Genomic DNA, 20,874 nt, shown 5'->3' on the forward strand with positions numbered 1-20,874 from the left:
CAATCGTGTAATTTTGGAGTTATGGCCAGTGAAGATCAGGAACCAAGCGAACACGCTGGCTTTGACGGTGCGCGGGCACGCGTCCGCATGAAAGTCCCCTCCGTGGCAGAGCGGGTCGCTGAAGAACTGCGCTACCAGTTGGCCGAAGGCTTCCTGGTTCCTGGCGCCAAACTGACCGAAGCCACCATTGCCGAGGATTTGGGCGTCTCCCGGAACACGGTCCGGGAAGCTTTCGCGGAACTGGCCGGGGAACGGCTTCTCCTGCGCCAGCCCAACAAGGGCGTCTTTGTGGCAACCCTTGAAGCAGGCGATATCCACGATGTTTATACGGTTCGCCGCGCCATCGAAGTCAGCTCCATCCGGGCGGGGGGTTCACCGGAGCGCATTGCCGCCGTCAGGGCCGCCGTCGAAGAGGGCAAGCGGGCCGCTGCGGCCAACGACAACGAGGGCCTGGGCAGCGCCAACCAGCACTTTCATGGCGCAATCGTCGCCCTGGCCGAGAGCACCCGGCTGGACACGATCATGGCCCAGATCCTGGCGGAGATGCGGCTCTACTTCCACAAAGCCACCATGAACGCCCACTTCTACAGCGATTGGCTCAAGGAGAATGAGCACATCTGTTCGGCGCTGGAAGCCGGCGAACTGGAGCGCGCCGCGGATCTGCTCCTTGCCTACCTCAACCGCTCAGAGCAGCAGCAAACAACAATCCACGGCGAGTAGTCAGCGCTCCTCCCCAGTTGGTCACCCCAAATGCGCCAAATTCCCGCTACTTGGGCGCAGGAACGCATCAATTTCCCCACAAACCGGGCAGGAGCGTCACGGCGGAGTGATCCAACCGGGCAGGAGCGTCACGGCGGAGTGATCCAACCGGGCAGGAGCGTCAGCGTTTGCCTTTTTTGCGTGAACCTTTGCCCCGGCCCTTGTCCGGATTCGGAGCGTAGCGCTGCGCGACCGCAGGCTTCCTGGGGCCTCCACCGCGGCGATCCGGCTTGGGTTCCTTCTTGGGCTTCTCCTGCTGCGCCGAGGGCTGGCGCGAACTCTGTGCGGTTCGCCCACGGACAATGCCGATGAATTCCTCGATCACCGGGCTGTCAGTACCAATCAGCCATGCCAGGCCAATCTGGGTGGTGGGGGCGCCTGTCAGGCGGCGCATCACAGTGTCCTTGGCATTCAGGTGCCGTGCCACCGACATGGGCAGGATTGCCAGTCCGGCGCCGGAGGCAACCACTTGGAGGGCCATGTCCGGCCCGCCCATCTCGTCAATGTCGAGGAAGTTCTCCTCGGAAAGATCGTCGAGGGCCACCTCTTCAAAAACCGAAATCTCGTGCCCCTTGGGAGCCACAACCACGGGCTGTTCTTCATACAAAGGGATGACGTTCAAGCCTTCGCGCTCAACGGGCAACCGAACGAAGCTGAGGTCGGCGGAACCGTCACGCAAAACCGAAACCTGGGCGGCGTCGTCGGACATGAAAGAGTGCAACGGGAAGTTCGGCATCCGTTCTTCCCACCGCCGGATCCATTTCCCAGGAGTCACACCGGCAACATAGGCGAAGCGGAGGCCGGCTAGGGGTTCGGTTGTTTCGGCGGAATCTTCAGCGTCTGGCACACACTCACAGTACCGGCCAGATACCCTTGAAGCATGACGTCCTCGAACTCCCAGTCCATGAAGCCGGCAACAGTTGCCAAGAAACTCGGCATCTACCTGCCCGCAACACCCCAGGAGTTCCAGGATTCGTCCATCTCCCGCGAAGAATTCGCTGAACTCCAGGCCAACCCGCCGGAGTGGCTCGCCGAACTGCGCCGCAATGGCCCGCACCCGCGCCCGGTGGTGGCGCAGAAACTGAACGTCTCCATCAGCGGCCTCGCACGCGGCGGCGTCGAGGATGCGCTGACGACGGCGGAGATCACCGAGCTGCTGCAGACTCCGCCGCAGTGGCTGGTCACCGAGCGCGCCACACACGCCGCTGTCCGGTCCGAGGCGCAGCGCGTCAAGGACGAGGCCGCCAAGAAGGCCGCAACGAAGGAAGCCCGCGACAACGCTGCCGCAAAGCGCGATGCTCCGAAGACCTCCAAGCGCGACCACGCGTAGCTTTCACGAACTGTGGCCGGGACCTGCGTCCCGGCCACAGTTGTTTAAGCTCAGTCCTGGTGGAGCTGGACGAAGTTCCCGCAACCGTCGTCGAAGACTGCGCTGACGCCGAAAGGGTCCTCGGAAGGTTCGCCTTGGAACGTCACTCCGGCGGCAAGCAGACGCTCGTACTCAGCCCTGACATCCGGCACGCCGAAGCTGATGGCGGCCAGGCCGGACTCGTGCAGGGCGTTCATGTAGTTCGAGGCGATGGGGTTGTCACTGGGTTCCAGCAAAAGCCCTGGCGAACTGCTGTCTTCCGCGCCTGGATCCTTGATGATGTACAGGTTGTACTCGGGCATGGCCATCAGGGTCTCGAAGCCGAGCGTCTCCGTGTAGAAAACGTGGGCGGCGGCGGGGTCCTTGACGTGGATGCTGCACATTTTCAGTCTCATGGTGCCTAGGCTACGCCCCGGGTCTGACAACCTGACCGCGAAGGGGCATACTCTAGAGGCGTGAGCATCAAGGAGTAAGCCCTTGAATCGCACCAAAGAGCGCATCGCGCTGAACAAAGACCCGATTGCCGTCGGGTCTTTTGTTTGTTAACGATGCGGCAGGATCTTGCCCACTGCCACAGAGTCTACCGAGAGTTGACTATCTGAATAGCAGGCCACTCCGAGCCACCCCTCGCGCCCACGCAGTCACTGCCGCATACTGAATTCAAAGCAGCGAATTCGCCTGGAGGTGGTCCGATGCCCGCCATGATGCTCCTGTGGGGTGTTGCCCTGGTTCTTGCAACCGCAGCAACCACGTATGTCCTGCACAGGAAACTGACCCACGGCCGCGGCCCGGAGCCGGACGGCGTGTTTTGGGACTTGTTCGGGGGGCTCGTCGTCATAGCGCCCGCCATCATTGTCCCTGCCGTCCATTGGTCTCCCGCCGGGCTCATCATGGTTTTTGTGGGGGTCGCTACTGCGGCCGGAACCCTGCTGAGCATCCGCAAAGTGGAGCGCCTCCACGCAGCTGAGCCCCGCCGTCGTGCTGGTTTCCCGGACGACGCAGCCCGCCACGAAAACATTCTGGAGCAGTGGCGCCAATACGAGCTCGATCCCGCCCGGACCATCGATTTTCCTGCCATGACGGACGTGAGGGCTGCCGAAACAGCGGCGCTGACGCGGGCCATGCGCGAGGCGGAGTACTGCAAGGTGACAGCCGGGACTGACTACCGTGCCGCCGTCGAGCGTCTTGCCGAAGCGCTGGCCGCAGCCGAGCGGGCCGCCGGCGTCCCTGCACCCGCCCTCCCCTCGCCCAGATGACACTTAACGACAATCCCAGTGATCAGGATTGTCGCTAAGTGCAGTCTCGGCGGGGCGGCAGGAACCTACAGAACCTTGCCCTTGAAGAACTCGGGCCGCACCCGGTACATCACCAGCATGATCACCACGCCCAACAGGATGACGCCCATACCCAGGACGAATACCAGCCCGACGCCGCCCACCGATGAGCCCGAGCCGTATTCCGGATCCAAAGAGTCGATGGCCGTCTTCACGAACATGACCAGCAGGATGACGCCGCCCACCAACGGTGCCAGGAACTTGAAGAAGAACGAGCGCGCACCGCGGAAGGCCTCTGCACGGAAGAACCAAACGCAGGCCAGCGCGGTGATGCCGTAGTAGAAGCAGATCATCATGCCGAGGGCCGTGATGGTGTCCCAGAGTGCATTCTCGGACACTGTCCTGGTGATCACATAGAACGCCGCAGCGGCTATGGCGGCCGCGATCGTGGCGAAGCTTGGCGACTTGTAAGTGGGGCTGATCTTGCCGAACTTCGGCGAGATGGCGCGGTAGTGGCCCATAGCCAGCATGGTGCGGGCCGGGGAAACGAACGTCGACTGCAGCGATGCTGCGGAGCTGCTCAGGATGGCCAGCGACATCAGGATCGCGAACGGGCCCATCACCGGACCCGCCAGTACGGCGAAGATGCTGGACTGGTTCTCCGGATTTCCTGCGCCCAAACCGGTCTCGCCAACGCCGGCGAAGGACAGGGTTGCCAGCGCGACGGTCATGTAGATGATCACAATGACCAGCACCGTGATGGTCGCTGCACGCCCCGGGGTCTTCTCCGGGTTCTTCGTTTCCTCGTTCATGGTGAGGGTGACGTCCCAGCCCCAGTAAATGAAGATCGAGAGAGACACACCTGCGGCAAAGGAGGAGAAGGAGTCCACGGCGAACGGGTTGAACCAGTCCGGCGAAATCGCGGTGGCCTCGAAAGCCGTGCCGTTGGCGACGTGGGCGAACGCAGAGACCGCGAACCAGCCCAGGACCAACAGCTGGAAGGCCACCAGCACGTACTGGACGCCTTTGGTGGTCTCCATGCCCCGGTACGAGATCCAACATGCCAGGGCAATGAAGACCAGGGTGGTGGCGATGTTCAGCGGCAGGATCTTGCTGAGATCGGCCAGTTCCGGATTGCTGAAGATCTGGGCGAGCATCAGGTAGAAGAAGTCCACCGCCACGGCCGCCAGGTTGGAAAGCACAATGATGGTGGCCGCGATCAGCCCCCATCCGCCCATCCAACCGATCCACGGACCGAATGCGCGGGTGGCCCACGTGAAGGAGGTACCGGCGTCGGGCATGGCGTTGTTCAGTTCGCGGTAGCCCAAGGCCACCAGCAGCATGGGGATGAAGCCCACCAGGAAGATGGCGGGCAGGTGCACGCCTACTTCGGACACTGTTGGCCCCAGGGCCGCGGTCAGCGTATAGGCGGGCGCGATGCAGGAAACGCCGATCACGACGGCGCCGATGAGGCCCACCGATCCGGCCTTCAGGCCCTTTTCACTCAGGGCCGGCGTTTCTTTCGACTGGACCGTCTTTGGTGCAGTTGACATGGGTTTTGCCTCTCAGGCGATTGCTAGGCGCTTTGGCGCGTGTAGTCGCGGGGAACCACGATCATGGGGACGGGGAGGGCACGCAGGATCCGGTTTGCGGTGGTGCCGAGGAACGTGGCGCGCTGTTGGGCCAGGCGGCTGGAACCGATGAGCAGGATTTCGCCGTCCTCCCAGTCGAGCCGGTCCACGGCTTCTTCGATGGTGCGGCCTTGGGCAACGACGATTTCCGGTTCGGGCGCACCGCTGGAAGCGTCCGTATCCGGGGAACCTGCGGAACCCACGACGGCGGCAAGCCGGGCGGTGGCATGCTCCCGGGCGGCGTCGGCCAACTCAGGCGAGTCACCGCCGTCGAGCGCCAACAGGGAGACGAGCCGCAGCGGAAGGCCGCGATCGCGGGCGGACTCGACGGCAACATCCAGGAGCTCGTCTGCGCCCGGACGCGTGCCGAATCCGCAACTCATGCGGGTGATGGGATCGGTCCGGTGGTAACCCTGGGGTGCCAGCACCACTGGAACCGGCGATGAGTGAAGCAGCGAGCTGGCAACGGAGCCGATGGTGAAGCGCTTGAACAAGCCGCTGTTGGTGGCACCGATGACCAGAGCCGCGGCATCCATTTCCACAGCGGCATCGATCAGGGTTTGGGCCTCGGAGTCACCGCGGCGGATGTGTCCGCGGGCGGTGACATCGGCCGGAACCAGGGCGAGGCCTTCGTCCAGCCAACGCTGCGCCTGTTCGGTCAGGATGTCGTTGTAGCCGGTCTCCGGTGGGTAGACGGCGTTGTATGGGGAATCCTCCGGCACCACCAGGACAAGGTCCAGGCTCACATCGTGATTCCGGGCCAGCGCAACGGCGAGGTGAACGGCGTCGTGCCCCCTCGCGTTGGCGGTGTAACCCACTACGTAGCGCATGGTGGTCCTTTCCTGGGTGGTGCTCAACTGGATGGTTATTCCAACAACGGTGCCGCTTAAAAAGTGGAGCCGGCAGGCCGGGCATTGTGCTCCCGGCCTGCCGGTTTGATGCTTGGTCCTAGGCGACCGGGACAGCGCTCAGTTTGTTGGCTTCGACAATGCGGGCGGCAGTTGCCTGGCCCATTCGGACCGCGCCGTCCACGTGCTGGTAGCCCTCGGCTGCCAAATCGGACGAGGACCAGTAGATTGGTCCGACATTCGCGTGCTGGTCCTTGCCGTAGCGGTGCAGGCCGCCGAGGTCGTAGCTGGATGCGTAGGCACCGCGGGTCCATTCTTCGGAGCCCCAGTCGGACTCGTAGTAGACCTCGGGGGTGAGGGCCTTGTCGCCGAGGAAGCCGGCGATCGACTCAAGGATGGCCTTCTTGCGGTCTTCGGCGCTGAGCTCGAACACGGCGTCGGCCTTTTCGTCGGAAACGAAGCCCACCAAGGTGCCGCGGGTGTCGCCGTGGTTGGTGTTGTCGTAGACCTCCTGGACCAGTGCGTCGGCGCTGAAGCCGGTGCCGGAGAGTCCTTCTTCACGCCAGAACGGAGTGTCGTACACAGCGTGGACCTTGATGACCAAACCCAGGGACTGGTGCTGGTGCATCTGCTGCTGGCGGCGCGGCAGCGGCGGGTCGAAAGAGACGCGGGAGTACAGGTTGGGCGGCACGGCCATGATGACGAAGCGGGCGTTGACGGTTGCCTGCTCGGACACGACGGTCACGTTGTTGTTGTGGTCCCACTTGATGGTGCGGACAGGGCTGTTGAGGATGACGTCGTCGCCCAGCTCTGCTGCCTGCAGGAGGGAAACCTGCTGCATGCCGCCGATGACGCGCTTGTCCAGGATGAAGTCCTCATCCGTCAGGTGGCTGAAGGATCCGGCCGAGGCAGCCATGAGGACTGCCTGCAGAGCGGAGAAGGCGTGGGCCGGCTTGGTGAGCATGCCACCGGCGATGAAGAGGCCGATGTTGTTGCAGGCTTCCTCGTCGCTGGAGTTTTGCCGCAGCCAGTGGTGGAAGGAGATGGTGTCCAGCTCGCGTGCCTTGGGGTGGGCCCAGGGTTCGGTGGGGCCGATCTCGGCTGCGAGGCCGTCCAGGATGGCCACGAGCTTGTCCATCTCGGCTTTGGTGGTTTCATTCACCGGGAAGGTGTCACCGGTGTACTGGGTGCGCTTGCCGTCTGCGCCGATGTAGACGGACTCGCCGTCGCGGTAGCGCGAGTACATTTTCAGTCCGAGCTCGTCCAGCAAGTCCATGAGGGCTGTCTGGTCCGGGGAGACCCACTGGCCGCCGATTTCCAGCATGGCGCCATCGATGGTGTCGGTCCAGGTGCGGCCGCCTACCCGGTCGCGTGCTTCGAGCACTGCAACGCTGAGTCCGGCCTTCTTCAATTCGCGTGCGGCCGTCAACCCTGACGGTCCGGCGCCGACGATCACAACGTCGCGATCAAGATTCTGCATGTTGTCCTCTCCGTGGCCGTCCGTGGTGGCTGACCAATAAATGAATGGCATTCATTTACATCCATAGTAGCGCCGGAGTCAGCCCCTGTGAAGACCCAGTGGAATAATGCTTGGGACACAGGCAGCAGAAAGGCTCCCGATGCCCGCACCCACCCCCGCTACTTCCAGCCCTGCCGGTGCTGTGCGCCGACGCGCCGGACGACCCACTGCGGCCATCCTGGACCAGGACGGGATTACGACGGCGGCGCTCCAGTTGATCAGCAACAAGGGCTACAACGGACTCACCATGGCGGCCCTTGCGCGCTCCTTGGGCGTTGCACCCTCCGCCCTCTACAACCATGTGGCCTCCAAAGACGACGTACTGCTTCTGGTGGAAGACCACTTGGCCGCGATGGTTGACGTCTCCGCTTTTGGGGTGGAGCCCTGGGATGAAGCTGTACGCCGCTGGGCCTGGTCCTACCGCGACGTTTTCTCGGAGCATACGCCGCTGATCCCCGTCATTGCTGTACTTCCGGTGGCCGATGCACCCAAGACCCTGGCCATGTACGAGGCCGTGACGGCGGGATTCCGCGATGCCGGATTCCCTGAAGAAAAGATCATCTCGGCGATCGTCGCCCTGGAAGCTTTCGTGTTCGGCGCCGCCTACGATGTCAACGCGCCGGAGGACATATTCGACGCCGGCAGCCTCGCCGGGCAGGTCCCCAACCTCACGGCCGCAGTGGACCGGTTGGCTTTGGAACGGCATGAGCGTCCCACTGACGTGGCTTTCAGCTTGGGGCTTGAGGCACTGATTGCCGGATTCGGGGCTTTGCGGGGATAGCTTTCCGTGGTTACCGGGTTGAACCGCTGAGGCTGAGGTAGCGAATTTCGGTCGAGTTGTCGGTATACGTCACCTCTACGGGAACGCTTTGGCCGGAGGAGTTCGGCAGTTCCCCGCCCGGGAGCCAAAACGCGAACTGGCCTTTGGACACCGTGGCCGTGATCTTTTCCCCGGCCCTGCTGGTGTAGGCCATTGCTGCAATATCGGGGCCAACCTGGCCCGAAGCCATGGAGAGGGGATTGTCTGCAATGACGCCGGTTCCCAGTTGCGTCGCCTTGATTTCGCGGAAAATGGGTTTGCGTCCATCGGCGGGCTTTCCCACTGAGCCGAAGGATCCCTTCTTAAACCATGCTGCGGTGGAGTCGGTGGTGCAGGTGGCTTCGAAACCATCAGGGCCGGTGAGGACAACCGTGGTCCAGGCCCCGCGCCTCTCGGCAATGGCAACTTCCGCCGCGTCAACATCGCCGGCGAACATGCCATCACCAACACCCTTACTCGATCGGACGCAATCGGAGACCGCGCTCTCCCTCTCGGCACCGACCAATCCACCCGGAGCGGCGGTCCACGTTGCGAAGGCAGGGTCACCCCCCGAAAGTGCCGGCACCACCAGGAACCCGGCCGTCGCGGCAACAGCAACGGCACCCAAAGCGAAGGTTCGACGACGACGGCGGCCTAGGTGCGGCGTCGTGGTTATGTATCCAGCGACTCCGGGATTCATGCCCGTAGAGGTCGGATGGGACCTGAGGATACGTTCCAGATCGTTCTGCGAACGGCGCGGGTCGGGAGCTGCACTCTGCCCGGCTGCGTCCATGGAGCGCAGAAGTGTGTCGATGTTCCGGTTGTTTTTCATGGTGTCCTGGCCTTTTCGGAAAGTGTTGCGGGCAGTTCGTCCTGGGGGACATGGTCCAGAAGGAGCCGCAGGGCCCGCCTTGCGCGGGTAAGGCGGAGCCGAAACGCCACCGGAGAAATACCCACCACCTGGGCTGCCTGGGGTGCCGCCAGGTTCTCGAAGACTGCAAGCCCCAGGGTCTCTTGATGGACCTCGGAAAGAAGCGCCCAGGCCCTGCCCAGATCAACGCGGCTGCTGACGAGGTCAGCATGGGAATCAACGTGGGATGTGTCTGTTGCCTCAGCCAAGCGGACACCAAGGGCTTGCCGCCGCTGCTCTCCGCGGCGGGAATTCAGCATGAGATTGCGTGTGATGCCGAAGAGCCAGGCCCGGGCGTCATCCTGGTGCTTCGGAGCTTCCGAAAACCGGCGCCAGACTATAAGGAATGCCTCCGCCACTACGTCCTCGGCGTTCGCCGCGTCCGTGCGGCGCTGCACAAAGCCCAGGAGGTCGGGGTAGGCGGATTGGTACAACGACCGAAAGGCCTCTTCCCGATCCGGGGCTCTCGAAAGGTAGCTCATACCCTGTACCTGTCCGCCACGTAGCCAAGTGTGTTGCAAAGGCACGGAAAAACGAAAGTAATCGCCGCGTACCAATGACGTGGAACCGGAACCCTGCCCTCCACGTCTGCCGCGCCTCCGCCGCCCGCTGGGGCGTGATTCCGAAGGCGATGAATGATTCACTTGACTATGGCCATGGGAGAACTTCGCACCGCGAAAACCGAGGACCTTGAGGTTGCCTACTACGACAACGGCCCGGCGGACGGAGCAGTCGCGGTACTCCTCCACGGCTTCCCCTACGACGCCCTCAGCTTCGAGGTCGTTGCCTCCATGTTGGCGGACCGCGGGATCCGTTCCATAACCCCGTACCTGCGGGGCTACGGCCAGACCCGTTTCCTTAGGTCCTCGACTCCTCGCTCCGGACAACAAGCCGCCGTCGGACAAGATCTGCTCGACCTCATCGATGCCCTTGAATTGCAGCGTCCAGTGGTGGCCGGGTATGACTGGGGCGGCCGCGCTGCCTGCATTGCCGCAGCCGTCCGTCCCCTGGACATAGCCGGCCTGGTGACTGTCGGGGGCTACGCCATCCAGGACATTGCTTCGTCGATTAAGCCCGCGGAACCACTGGACGAGTATCGGGACTGGTATCAGTGGTACTTCAACACCGATCGCGGACGCGCCGGCCTCCAAGCCAACCGCGACGAATTGTGCCGCCTGCTTTGGCAATTGTGGTCGCCGGAGTGGGCCGACGCCGACGAGGCATTCAACTCCAGCAAGCCCAGCCTGCACAACCCCGATTTCGTTGATGTCGCTGTGCATTCCTACCGTCACCGCCATCGTGCCGCGGTTGGCGATGATCGATTCAACGAGCTCGAAGCATTTCTTGCGAAGTCACCGCCTATCCCTGTACCAACCATTTCGTTCGACGCCCTGGCTGACGGGTTCGGGCCGGACGACTCCGCGCGGGACAGGCAGCATTTCGCCGGTCCTTTCGAAGTCCGCAGGCTACCCGGAATAGGTCACAACGTGCCTCAAGAGGCACCCCAAGCATTCAGCAACGCTGTCGCCGACCTTCTGTTCGCTGCTATCTGACTTGAAGGGTTTGCCCATCAGCGAAAGGACTCCAGCCGGACTGGGCAACTCTTGTAATACAAGTCTACAACTTGTAGCCTAAGTGGCAGGCAAGGACGCCGCACCCACTAGGAGAACCATGAGCACCGTAGACCTCATTCGCCACGTCAAGCTATCCACGGCACGTTTGCCCCTCACCGTGCCCATCAGCGATGCCAAGGTCTTCACCGGCCGGCAGAAACCCATGACCGAAGTGGTGTTCCTGTTTGCCGAGATCACCACGGAACAAGGGCACAGCGGCATCGGCTTCAGCTACTCCAAGCGTGCAGGCGGCCCCGCCCAGTACGCCCACGCCAAGGAAGTCGCCGAAGGCATCATCGGCGAGGACCCCAACGACATCGGCAAGATCTACACCAAGCTCCTCTGGGCCGGTGCCTCGGTGGGCCGCTCGGGAGTGGCAACGCAGGCGTTGGCCGCAATCGACATCGCGCTCTACGACCTCAAGGCCAAGCGTGCCGGGCTCCCCCTGGCTAAACTGCTGGGTTCCTACCGCGACTCCGTGCAGACCTACAACACCTCCGGCGGCTTCCTCAACGCAACGCTGGACGAGGTCAAGGAGCGCGCCACACGGTCCATCGACGAGGGCATCGGCGGCATCAAGATCAAGGTTGGCCTGCCGGATTCCAAGGAGGACCTGCGGCGCGTGGCCGGAGTCCGCGAGCACATCGGCTGGGACGTCCCGCTCATGGTGGACGCCAACCAGCAGTGGGACCGTGCCACGGCGCTGCGCATGGGCCGCCAGTTGGAGGAATTCAACCTCATCTGGATCGAAGAACCACTGGATGCCTACGACTTTGAAGGCCACGCCCACCTTGCCCAGGTGTTGGACACCCCGATCGCCACCGGTGAAATGCTCGCGTCCGTTGCAGAACACAAGGGACTCATCAATGCCAACAGTTGCGACATCATCCAGCCCGACGCTCCGCGCGTCGGCGGCATCACCCAGTTCCTGCGCCTCGCAGCATTGGCGGACGAGCGGGGCCTCGGCCTGGCACCGCACTTCGCCATGGAAATCCACCTCCACTTGGCCGCCGCCTACCCCCGCGAGCCGTGGGTGGAGCACTTCGACTGGCTTGACCCCTTGTTCGAGGAGCGACTGGAAACCAAGAACGGCCGCATGATCGTCCCGGACCGCCCCGGTTTGGGTGTCACCCTTAGCGAGCAGGCCCGCGCGTGGACCACGGAATCGGTGGAGTTCGGCGCGTAATCTTGAACCCATGAGCCGAAACCTGACCGCGGATCTCGCCGCCGACCTTCGCAACCGCATCGTCGACGGCGCCATCCAACCAGGCGAGAAGCTCCCCAGCGAAAACACCCTCATCACCGAGTTCGGGGTGAGCCGGACCGTCGTCCGGAGCGCCCTGACCCGCTTGCAGGCCGAAGGCCTGGTTGAAACCGAACGCGGGCGCGGCAGCTTCGCACTGACCCCGCCCGCGGAAGGTCCGGCAACAGCACCAGGAAGCCGGCCCGTTTCCAGCATGGAAGACCGGCTGCAGATGCTCGATTTCCGTATCGGCGTCGAAACTGAAGCCGCAGCATTGGCGGCCAAAAACCACAGCGAACACCAGCTCAAGGCTGTTCATGGCGCGCTGGAACAGTTCACCGCGAGCTCAGGCCACCCGGCGCACTCGATGAAGGCGGACTTCGAGTTCCACCGGGCCGTTGCAGCGGCCACCGGCAATCCCTTCTATACGGACTGCATCTCCGCATTAGGCCAGACCATGATCACCATGCCACGTCCCCGCCTCGTGGCCAGCGAAGACCAGGACTCCCCCGAACGCTTCGCGCAGGTGGTCCACGAACACTCCTCTATATACGCAGCAATTGCGGAGGGCGACCAAGTGGCTGCCGCGGCGGCCATGCGCCTGCACCTGAGCAACTCACGACGCCGGTTCACCGGTTCTGCGCGCAGCTGACGGATTGGTGGGAGGCCTCAGCCAACCAAGTAACAGCAACTGCTCCAGTGGAGCGTTATCTGTCACCCAGTTGGGACAGCAGAGAAAACAAAAGAGCCCCGATCCTAAGACCGGGGCTCTTTCAATTGCGTGCGCGAGGGGGGATTTGAACCCCCACACCCTTTCGGATACTGGCACCTGAAGCCAGCGCGTCTGCCGTTCCGCCACTCGCGCGCAACTTCTTTTTCCGGACTTCAGCGGGTTTCCCAGCTTCGTTTCCTTCAAAAGCAGCGAGATCAAGCATAACGGACATTCCGGGCAAAACACCAATCGGGAGGATGCGACCCCCCTCCTGCATGCGTCGGAGCCCCCAAAAGACCCCCTATCAACAGGTGAACCCAACGAAAATTTCATGGCCCGACTCCCGCACCAACAAGGGCCGGAACCGAACTTTTCCGGGTCGTAAGGCGTTGTGGATTAAGGCCATTCCCAGTCAGTCCCAGTAGTATCGGGAAGTGGAAGGGCCGTCAGGCGCGTACTTCGCTGTGTGCACAGGCGGACCAAACGCACGGACTATCGGACCAGGCACAGCGGTGCCGCGGCAAGGAAAGGAGAAGGACATGGGTTTGCTGGACAAAGTCGAGCGCGGCATTGAAAAAGCCGTTCGCAACGTCTTCTCCACAGGGTCGCGGGCACGTGTTGAGCCGGTGGAGATTGCGAGCAAGCTAAGGCGCGAGTTGGACAATAAGTCCCTCACCATCGCTGCCGGGCGAACGCTCGCTCCCAATGTTTTTGATGTCCTGCTCAGCGACGAGGATTTCGCCAGGGCCCAGGAATGGGGAACGCCGTTGGCGGAGGAGTTGTGCGACGTCGTCATTCAGCACGTCCGCAGCCAGGGCTACACCCTCCAGGGCCCTGTCCGGATTTCGTTCCGGCGCAATGACGAAGAACGCGCCGGTCACTTTGAAATCAACTCCCGGACAGAAAAATCCTCCGATGACGCTGCTCCCGCGGCCCCGGCTCCACGGGCCAACGTTCCGGCGGCCCCGGCACGGCAGCCCACCCGACTCCAGCCTGTCCTGGACATCGGCGGCCAGCGCTATTCCCTCAACGCCCAGTCGGTGGTACTGGGCCGCTCCTCGGAGGCTGACATCCTGGTGGATGACACAGGCGTCTCCCGAAAGCACCTTGAGGTCCGGACGCAGAACGGCAGCACATGGGCCGTTGACCTTGGCTCCACCAATGGCAGTTACGTCAACGGGCACAAGGTAAACGGCAGCGTGGAACTTACAGACGGCTCAACCATCACGATGGGACGTACCAAGATTATTTTCCGCCTTCTCCCCCAAAACCCGGGTGGCAACGCGTGAACGACGTCAGCGAACTGACCATCACAGCGCTTCGCTTCGGATTCCTCCTGCTGCTGTGGGTCCTGATCTTCAGCATCGTGTCCACCATGCGCCGCGACTTCCAGATCGGCCGGAAAGCCGTCACCGGCGTTCCGACAGCCCGCGAAGTGCGCAAACATCCGGAGCTGGCAGCCTCACCGCCGCCGGCCATCCAGCACGCACGCACCCTGGTGGTCACCGAGGGGCCGCTCAAGGGCACCACTGTTCCTTTGGCTGCCAGTCCCATCCTGCTTGGCCGCGCGCAGGAAGCCACGCTGGTCCTGGAAGATGACTACGCTTCGGGAAGACATGCCCGCCTGTTTCCACAGGGCAGCCGCTGGTTCATTGAGGACCTCGGCTCCACCAACGGCACCTATCTGGCCGATCAACAGCTCACCCGCGCATTGCCGGTTGAACTTGGCGTCCCCGTGAGAATCGGCAAGACGGTCATTGAATTGAGGCCATAGTCCATGGCCTCCCCCGAGACCCCCGAAGGCAAGGAAACGCCTGCGGAGCGCCCACTGATCATGCGCTACGCAGCCCGTTCCGACGTCGGACGGATCCGCTCCAAGAATGACGACTCCGCGTATGTGGGGCGTCATCTGGCGGTGGTTGCCGATGGCATGGGTGGTCACGCCGGCGGTGACGTTGCTTCGGCCTCAACGGTCCTGGACATGATCCACCTGGACCACGACGACTATCCCGACGGCGCCGAAACCGTCCTCGCGGACGAGATCCAGACCGCCAATTCCTTGCTCTCGGAACTGGTTCACCAGAACCCCAAGCTTTCCGGCATGGGAACTACCGTGACTGCCCTTCTGCTGGAAGACCGCAAGCTCCATTTTGCGCACATCGGCGACTCACGCGCTTACCGGCTGCGTAACAAGAAGTTCGAGCAAGTAAGCATCGACCATACGTTCGTGCAGCGCCTCATTGACGAGGGACGCCTTCGTCCGGAGGAAGCCGAAACGCATCCCCACAAGAACGTGCTGATGCGCGTCCTTGGCGACGTCGATGCCAGCCCCGAGCTGGATCTTGACGTCCTTGATGTAGAACCGGGAGAACGCTGGCTCCTTTGCTCCGACGGCCTCAACTACGTAGCCGGGCATGTTGTGGAGCGCATGGTCCGCGAGACCAAGGACCTCCGCGAATGCGCTGAGATCCTGGTTGACCTCACGCTGGAAGCCGGCGCCCCGGACAACGTCACCGTCGTGATGCTCGAGATTGTGGAAGAGACCGACGACGACGTCAACACGGCCGCCGTCGACGTCGTTCCTGCTGCGGCGCTTGCCGTAGTTGACGAACCCGCTCCGGTCACTGGCTCCACGTCTTCCGAAGGTCCGTCCGCCACCAAATCCGCTGAAGATGCGATCTCCGACTCCAGGGCGAAAGCAGCCCGGGAGGCCGACGCCGGATCGTCGTTCAGTGCCGGTGACCCCAGTGACTCAGACGAGGAAGCGGATGAGGCATCCTCATCCGCGGACGAGTCCAAAGAACCTCCCACCACCACTGATCCACACCTGGGCGAGCACCTGTCGGCCGAGGTCCTGCGCGAAGAATTGGCCAGCCGTCCCCATGAATTGGTCGGTGCCGCGGCAACGGCTGCGGAGACCGGCTCCATCCCCACGGTGGCGGGACGCACCGTTGCCCGAAGGGCTGCCACTGTACTGACCCACAAGGCCGAACAGGATCGCGTGGAAGAGGACGAGCCCGTCAGGCGCCGCGTCCGCTGGCTGATGCCGGCCGTCGCCGCGGTGCTTGTAGTAGGCGTAGTGGTTGGGCTCTGGCTCGGCTATGCCTGGACGCAAACCCGTTACTACGTGGGCGAATTCGATCAGCGCGTGGCAATTTTCAATGGAATTTCGCAACGACTCGGCCCCATTCAGCTTTCCCGGCTCGAGGCCGTAACCGACATCAGGGTGGATTCATTGCCGGAATACGGCCAGCAGAGCGTGCACCAGACGGTTCCCGCGGGTGACCTCGACGACGCGCAGGCCATTGTGGAGAACTTGAAGAACACGGGCAGCGCTTCGGCCAACTGCCCCACCACGACGGCGACAGCCACGCCGTCGCCGTCGCCGTCGCCCACCGCCACTGTGCCGGTTCCGAGTACTGCGGCCGTCGCCACGCCTACGCCCACCCCGACTCCCTGTGAGGCGGCCAAATGATCCAGACTGATACTGCTCCCAAACCGCGCCGGAATGTCGAGCTTGTCCTCATAGTCCTGGCCCTCGCCGTCGGTGTCGGCGCAAGTGCTTTGGTCAGCATCAACTCCGATGTCGGACTGGACCGTGACTTCTGGTTCCAGTCGAGCTTGCTGGCTGTCGCGGCCTTCGCCTTCCACATGGTTCTCCGGCTCCGGGCGAAGTATGCCGATCCGGTAATACTTCCTATCGTCGTGGCCCTCAACGGATTGGGGCTTGCCTTGATCCACCGCATGGACGGGCCCGGGGACGATACCGGCAACAACCAACTTCGCTGGACCCTGATCGCCATGGCTGTCTCGATCGCCGTGATCTGGTTCCTCAAGGACCACCGGATTCTGCGCCGTTTCACGTACATTTCGCTGGCAGCGAGTGCGTTCCTGCTGGTTCTTCCCCTGATCCCGGGCATTTCCGCCGGTGAAATCCTGGGTGCCCGCGTATGGATCCGTGTTGGTCCCATGACCTTCCAGCCAGGCGAAATCGCCAAGATCACGCTGGCAATATTCTTCGCCGGGTATCTTTCCTCGAACCGGGACCTCATCCTCTTGGCCGGCCGCAAGATCGGCCCCATGCAGTTCCCGCGTTTCAAGGACCTCGGGCCCATGATCACCGCTTGGTTGGTCAGCATCGGCGTCCTGGTCTTCCAACGCGACCTCGGGTCGTCCATTCTCTTCTTCGGCCTGTTCATCGTGATGATCTACGTGGCCACCAGCCGTATTTCCTGGGTGGTCATCGGCCTGTTGTTGATCCTCGGTGGCGGCTTCATCGCCTCGCAGATCTTCTCCCACGTGGCCTTCCGCATCGACAGCTGGATCAATGCTTTCACCCCTGAGGTCTTCGGCAGGTCCCCGGGCGGCAGCGGTCAGATCGTCCAGGGCTTGTTCGGCATGGCCGATGGCGGCCTGGTAGGAACAGGGCTTGGCCAAGGCCGGCCCGATCTGGTTCCTTTCGCCAACAGCGACATGATCGTGGCCCTCATCGGCGAGGAGCTTGGCCTGATCGGTCTTTTCGCCGTCGTCATGCTGTATTTGCTGCTCTTTACCCGAGGCTTCCGTGCTGCCCTTGGCACCCGCGATGCTTTCGGAAAGTTGCTGGCATGCGGTTTGTCCTTCGCGATCGCCCTGCAGTGCTTCGTGGTGATCGGCGGCGTCACACGGCTCATTCCCTTGACCGGCCTGACCACGCCGTTCCTGGCAGCCGGTGGTTCCTCGCTCCTGGCCAACTGGATCATCGTGGGTTTGCTGCTCATGATCTCCAATACGGCCCGCGGGCCGGTGGACACCACACCCATGGTGGGCAAATCCCCGGCCAGCAGCAGCGCGCCCGCACGTAAACCGACCACAGGCCAGACACCCAGCGCACCAACAGAGGCGGTGAAGCAACAATGAACCAGGCTATTCGCAGCTCCTGGATGGCAGCCGTCGCCATGTTTGCGTTGATCTTCGGCGCCATCAGCTATGTCCAGGTCATTGGCGCTGACGATCTCAATGCCAACCCCTGGAACCAGCGCGCCATCCTCGCCTCATTCTGCAACGACCGCGGTGCGATCATCGTGGGGGGCAAGCCGGTTGCCGAGTCTGTTACCGGCACCGAGTCCTGCGCGTTCCAGCGCAAGTACAACGAGCCCGAACTCTACGCAGGCATCACGGGTTACTTCTCAAAGGGCTTCGGCTCGACGGGTCTTGAACAGTCCATGGGCGATACTTTGGCCGGAAACTCGGACCAACTCTTCCTGGACCGCATCAGCCAGATGTTCCTGGGCAACGAGCCCAAGGGCGCGTCGGTGGAACTGACCTTGGACCCCGAAATCCAAAAACTGGCTTTCGACCTCATCCCCGATGGGCAGCGCGGATCCATCGTGGTCACCAACCCCAGGACCGGTGCTGTCCTGGCGATGGTCTCCAAGCCGTCCTACGACCCCAACCTGATCGCAACCCATGACACCACCGCCGCAGCGGCGAGCTATGCAGAACTGAACCAGGTCCCGGGCATCAACCTGAACCAGAACGTCAGCGGCCCCACGGGAAACCTGCTTTCCCCGGGCTCGGTGTTCAAACTCATCGACACTGCTGCTGCGCTGAACTCGGGCAAATACAACAAGGACAGCGAGCTGCCGAACCCCAGCGCCCTGCCGTTGCCTGGTTCCAGTGCGAGCCTGCCCAACTATGCCGGCGGTAACTGCAATGTCCGGGAGACGGCGTCGTTCGCTTTTGCTTTGGAGCAGTCCTGCAACACACCGTTTGCCAGCATTGCGCTGGACCTCGGCCAGGATGCCATCCGGGAGCAAGCCCAAAAGTTCGGCTTTGGTGAGACCTTCGGCGATCAACTCAAGCTCCAGCAGGCCCCGAGCATTTTCCCTGAGGACCTCGACCAGGCCCAGCTCGCACAGTCTTCCGTGGGCCAGCGCGACGTCAAGGCCACTCCGCTGCAGATCAACATGATGACCGCGGCGATCGCCAATGGCGGAGTGCAAATGAAGCCCAACCTGATCAAGACGGTCCGCGCTCCGGACCTCCGCGTCATCAGCGAACTCAGGCCCGAGGCCCTCCGCACCAGCACTACGCAGCCCATCGCGGCACAGATCACCGAGTGGATGACCAGTGCCGTGGACAACGGCATTGCCAAGGGTGCTGCAGTGCCCGGCGTGAAGGTGGCCGGCAAGACCGGTACAGCCGAACTCGGTGATTCAGGTTTGAACAACTCATGGTTTACCGGGTTCGCCCCGGCAAACGATCCGCAGGTAGCAGTCACCATTGTCATGGAGAGTGTGGATGTGCTCAGCGGTGCCCAGCTAACCAGTCCGAACGCAAAGAAGATTTTTGAGGCGGTGTTGAATAAGTGAGGCCTACTTCGGGAATCACACTCGGCGGCAGGTTCCAACTGACCAGTCGCATTGCGATTGGCGGCATGGGCGAGGTCTGGAAGGCCAAGGACCAGATCCTTGGCCGGATCGTTGCCATCAAGGTGCTCAAAGAGGAATACACGGGCGACCCCGGCTTCCTCCAGCGGTTCCGTGCCGAGGCACGTCACACCGCGCTGCTCAACCACGTGGGCATCGCCAACGTCTTCGATTACGGCGAAGAAGCCGGCTCGGCCTATTTGGTCATGGAGCTCGTTCCTGGACATCCCTTGAGTGGAATCCTTGAGCGCGAGCAGGTGCTGTCCCCGGACATGACCCTGTCCATCATTTCCCAGACCGCACGGGCGCTGGCAGTTGCCCACGCGCAGGGCCTGGTCCACCGGGACATCAAGCCGGGCAACCTGCTGATCACCCCTGACAACCGGGTCAAGGTCACCGACTTCGGCATCGCACGCCTTGCAGACCAGGTTCCGCTGACACAGACCGGCCAGGTCATGGGCACCGCCCAGTACCTGGCTCCCGAGCAGGCAACCGGCCAGACCGCCACTGGTTCCTCGGATATCTACTCCTTGGGTGTCATTGGGTACGAGTGCCTCACCGGCCACCGTCCGTTCTCCGGCGAATCGCAGATCGCCATCGCTTTGGCACAAGTCAACGACGCTCCGCCGCCCCTGCCGGAAACCCTGCCCACTCCCGTGCGGGCCCTTCTGATGTCCATGCTGGCCAAGGACCCCAAGAACCGTCCCGCCAACGCCATCAAGCTGGCCGAAGCCGCCGACGCCATCCGCAACGGCGACATCGCCACGGCCCATGCCGCCGTACCCGGCATGTTGCTGTTCGAGTCCACTACCGGACCCATCACTGCGCCGGTGGACACCGCAACGGCCCCCACCGGCGTCGTTACCTCGCCTTACGGTAAGGAGCAGTCGTCGACGGCGACCTCCGCACTTCCGGTGCTGGGCGCAGGTGCAGCCGGTGCTGCCCTGGGAGCAGCAGCTGCCTCTTCTGATCACCCGCTGTCACGCGCCAATGCACTCGAAGCAGAGCGCCAGCTGAACGACGAAGAGGAAGTCGCCTACACCGAAGAGGAAAACTTCGACGATCGCGATCCCGAACGCAAGAAGCGCAGCCCCTGGACCTGGCCCTTGGTTGCCTTGATCCTGCTGGTGCTGTTTGCGCTGGTTGGATTCCTGATTTCGCAGTCCGGATTCTTCTCACCCAGCCCCAGCCCGAGCCAGTCCACTTCTGCAAGCCAGAGCCGGACGGCGAGCCCTACATCCACCTCGGCTACGCCAACACCAACGCAGACGTCTGAGGCGCCGTCTCCGACGCCGACGCAGTCGACACCGCAGACCATTAATTTGATTTCCGCTGAGTACCTCGGCAAGCCCTTTGATACCGTCAGCGCCCAGCTCGCCGCCCTCGGCCTCCAGGTCAGGGGCGAGCAGGTCTTCGATGACGATGCTGCAGTCGGCATCGTGACCGACATTAATCCAACGGGTGCTGTTCAGCCCGGCGAAGTGATCACTGTGCAGTATTCAAAGGGTCCGCAGGCGCCCGCGACAGTCGCAGTTCCTGCCATCGGAGTGGGCGTCGACGAGGCACGGGTACGGGCTGCGATCGAAGGCGCCGGCCTGCGATGGGTAGCTGGAGATCCCGTCAACGGAGCCGTGGGCCAACAGCCGGGCACGTTCGTGAGGTCTTCACCTGCCGCCGGGGCCGAGGTTCCCGAGGGCTCCACTGTGACCTACTTCCTGTCCAAGGCTGCCGCACCCACCAGCCCCGGTTCCTCCAGCGCCAGCCCCAGCGGCAGCCCGAGTAAATAA

20 protein-coding genes and 1 tRNA gene are annotated in these 20,874 nt (G+C 62.9%); 13 read left to right on the forward strand and 8 right to left on the reverse strand.

The window, feature by feature from the left end:
* Positions 1-21 precede the first annotated feature (21 nt).
* Positions 22-720 (forward strand): GntR family transcriptional regulator, encoded by a 699-nt coding sequence (locus AC6JA3_RS21605; protein WP_026540971.1) that lies wholly within the window; start codon positions 22-24, stop codon positions 718-720.
* 160 nt (positions 721-880) lie between these two features.
* Here AC6JA3_RS21605 and AC6JA3_RS21610 read toward each other — a convergent pair whose 3' ends face one another.
* Positions 881-1,606 carry a LysR family substrate-binding domain-containing protein gene (locus AC6JA3_RS21610; RefSeq protein WP_026547239.1) on the reverse strand — a complete coding sequence of 242 codons (726 nt, stop codon included), beginning with the start codon at positions 1,604-1,606 and terminating at the stop codon, positions 881-883.
* 33 nt (positions 1,607-1,639) lie between these two features.
* Between AC6JA3_RS21610 and AC6JA3_RS21615 the strand changes: the two genes are divergently transcribed.
* The gene (locus AC6JA3_RS21615) at positions 1,640-2,089 is read left to right on the forward strand and encodes a DUF5997 family protein (RefSeq protein ID WP_026540973.1); all 450 of its coding nucleotides are present in this window, start codon (positions 1,640-1,642) and stop codon (positions 2,087-2,089) included.
* 50 nt (positions 2,090-2,139) lie between these two features.
* Here AC6JA3_RS21615 and AC6JA3_RS21620 read toward each other — a convergent pair whose 3' ends face one another.
* Positions 2,140-2,523, reverse strand: a complete 384-nt coding sequence (locus AC6JA3_RS21620; RefSeq protein WP_497920595.1) for a VOC family protein — start codon at positions 2,521-2,523, stop codon at positions 2,140-2,142.
* 297 nt (positions 2,524-2,820) lie between these two features.
* On the opposite strand from AC6JA3_RS21620, the gene AC6JA3_RS21625 reads away from it, so the two are divergent.
* Positions 2,821-3,384 carry a hypothetical protein gene (locus AC6JA3_RS21625; RefSeq protein ID WP_223944285.1) on the forward strand — a complete coding sequence of 188 codons (564 nt, stop codon included), beginning with the start codon at positions 2,821-2,823 and terminating at the stop codon, positions 3,382-3,384.
* Positions 3,385-3,449: 65 nt separating this feature from the next.
* Here the strand turns inward: AC6JA3_RS21625 and AC6JA3_RS21630 are convergent, their stop codons facing one another.
* The 3 genes from AC6JA3_RS21630 to AC6JA3_RS21640 form a co-directional block, all read right to left on the reverse strand.
* On the reverse strand, positions 3,450-4,955 hold the full coding sequence (locus AC6JA3_RS21630) for an APC family permease (RefSeq protein ID WP_497920596.1): 1,506 nt from the start codon (positions 4,953-4,955) through the stop codon (positions 3,450-3,452).
* A gap of 23 nt (positions 4,956-4,978) precedes the next feature.
* A complete protein-coding gene (locus tag AC6JA3_RS21635; RefSeq protein WP_026540977.1) occupies positions 4,979-5,863 on the reverse strand; it encodes a universal stress protein in 885 nt (294 codons plus the stop codon).
* A 118-nt stretch (positions 5,864-5,981) separates the two neighbouring features.
* Complete coding sequence (locus AC6JA3_RS21640) at positions 5,982-7,361, reverse strand: flavin monoamine oxidase family protein (protein WP_497920657.1); 1,380 nt, start codon at positions 7,359-7,361, stop codon at positions 5,982-5,984.
* A 106-nt stretch (positions 7,362-7,467) separates the two neighbouring features.
* Between AC6JA3_RS21640 and AC6JA3_RS21645 the strand changes: the two genes are divergently transcribed.
* On the forward strand, positions 7,468-8,181 hold the full coding sequence (locus tag AC6JA3_RS21645; protein WP_026547245.1) for a TetR/AcrR family transcriptional regulator: 714 nt from the start codon (positions 7,468-7,470) through the stop codon (positions 8,179-8,181).
* Between the two features lie 10 nt (positions 8,182-8,191).
* Here the strand turns inward: AC6JA3_RS21645 and AC6JA3_RS21650 are convergent, their stop codons facing one another.
* Both AC6JA3_RS21650 and AC6JA3_RS21655 read right to left on the reverse strand, forming a co-directional pair.
* Entirely contained in the window at positions 8,192-9,031 is an 840-nt protein-coding gene (locus tag AC6JA3_RS21650) for a hypothetical protein (protein ID WP_497920597.1), read from the reverse strand.
* Positions 9,028-9,591: an RNA polymerase sigma factor gene (locus AC6JA3_RS21655; protein ID WP_026540981.1), complete on the reverse strand. Its 564-nt coding sequence runs from the start codon at positions 9,589-9,591 to the stop codon at positions 9,028-9,030. Before AC6JA3_RS21655 ends, AC6JA3_RS21650 begins: the two co-directional genes overlap by 4 nt.
* 153 nt (positions 9,592-9,744) lie before the next feature.
* Between AC6JA3_RS21655 and AC6JA3_RS21660 the strand changes: the two genes are divergently transcribed.
* The 3 genes from AC6JA3_RS21660 to AC6JA3_RS21670 all read left to right on the forward strand — a co-directional run bounded on the left by AC6JA3_RS21660 (position 9,745) and on the right by AC6JA3_RS21670 (position 12,617).
* Positions 9,745-10,662, forward strand: a complete 918-nt coding sequence (locus AC6JA3_RS21660) for an alpha/beta fold hydrolase (RefSeq protein WP_497920598.1) — start codon at positions 9,745-9,747, stop codon at positions 10,660-10,662.
* A 118-nt stretch (positions 10,663-10,780) separates the two neighbouring features.
* A complete protein-coding gene (locus AC6JA3_RS21665) occupies positions 10,781-11,908 on the forward strand; it encodes an L-talarate/galactarate dehydratase (RefSeq protein ID WP_458108028.1) in 1,128 nt (375 codons plus the stop codon).
* A 10-nt stretch (positions 11,909-11,918) separates the two neighbouring features.
* Positions 11,919-12,617 (forward strand): FadR/GntR family transcriptional regulator, encoded by a 699-nt coding sequence (locus AC6JA3_RS21670; protein WP_497920599.1) that lies wholly within the window; start codon positions 11,919-11,921, stop codon positions 12,615-12,617.
* A gap of 130 nt (positions 12,618-12,747) precedes the next feature.
* Here the strand turns inward: AC6JA3_RS21670 and AC6JA3_RS21675 are convergent.
* A tRNA-Leu gene (locus AC6JA3_RS21675) sits at positions 12,748-12,830 on the reverse strand.
* 386 nt (positions 12,831-13,216) lie between these two features.
* Between AC6JA3_RS21675 and AC6JA3_RS21680 the strand changes: the two genes are divergently transcribed.
* Genes AC6JA3_RS21680 through AC6JA3_RS21705 form a run of 6 tightly spaced genes read left to right on the forward strand, consistent with a single transcriptional unit; the run spans position 13,217 to position 20,874 of the window.
* Positions 13,217-13,966 carry an FHA domain-containing protein gene (locus AC6JA3_RS21680; protein WP_026540985.1) on the forward strand — a complete coding sequence of 250 codons (750 nt, stop codon included), beginning with the start codon at positions 13,217-13,219 and terminating at the stop codon, positions 13,964-13,966.
* On the forward strand, positions 13,963-14,451 hold the full coding sequence (locus tag AC6JA3_RS21685) for an FHA domain-containing protein FhaB/FipA (protein WP_026540986.1): 489 nt from the start codon (positions 13,963-13,965) through the stop codon (positions 14,449-14,451). The genes AC6JA3_RS21680 and AC6JA3_RS21685 overlap by 4 nt, the downstream gene beginning before the upstream one ends.
* Before the next feature lie 3 nt (positions 14,452-14,454).
* Entirely contained in the window at positions 14,455-16,152 is a 1,698-nt protein-coding gene (locus AC6JA3_RS21690; RefSeq protein WP_497920600.1) for a PP2C family protein-serine/threonine phosphatase, read from the forward strand.
* The gene (locus AC6JA3_RS21695; RefSeq protein ID WP_026540988.1) at positions 16,149-17,576 is read left to right on the forward strand and encodes an FtsW/RodA/SpoVE family cell cycle protein; all 1,428 of its coding nucleotides are present in this window, start codon (positions 16,149-16,151) and stop codon (positions 17,574-17,576) included. Before AC6JA3_RS21690 ends, AC6JA3_RS21695 begins: the two co-directional genes overlap by 4 nt.
* A complete protein-coding gene (locus AC6JA3_RS21700; RefSeq protein WP_026540989.1) occupies positions 17,573-19,030 on the forward strand; it encodes a penicillin-binding transpeptidase domain-containing protein in 1,458 nt (485 codons plus the stop codon). Before AC6JA3_RS21695 ends, AC6JA3_RS21700 begins: the two co-directional genes overlap by 4 nt.
* Positions 19,027-20,874, forward strand: a complete 1,848-nt coding sequence (locus AC6JA3_RS21705; RefSeq protein WP_497920601.1) for a protein kinase domain-containing protein — start codon at positions 19,027-19,029, stop codon at positions 20,872-20,874. The genes AC6JA3_RS21700 and AC6JA3_RS21705 overlap by 4 nt, the downstream gene beginning before the upstream one ends.

It is taken from the genome of Arthrobacter sp. TmtSoilC79, from assembly GCF_059739405.1.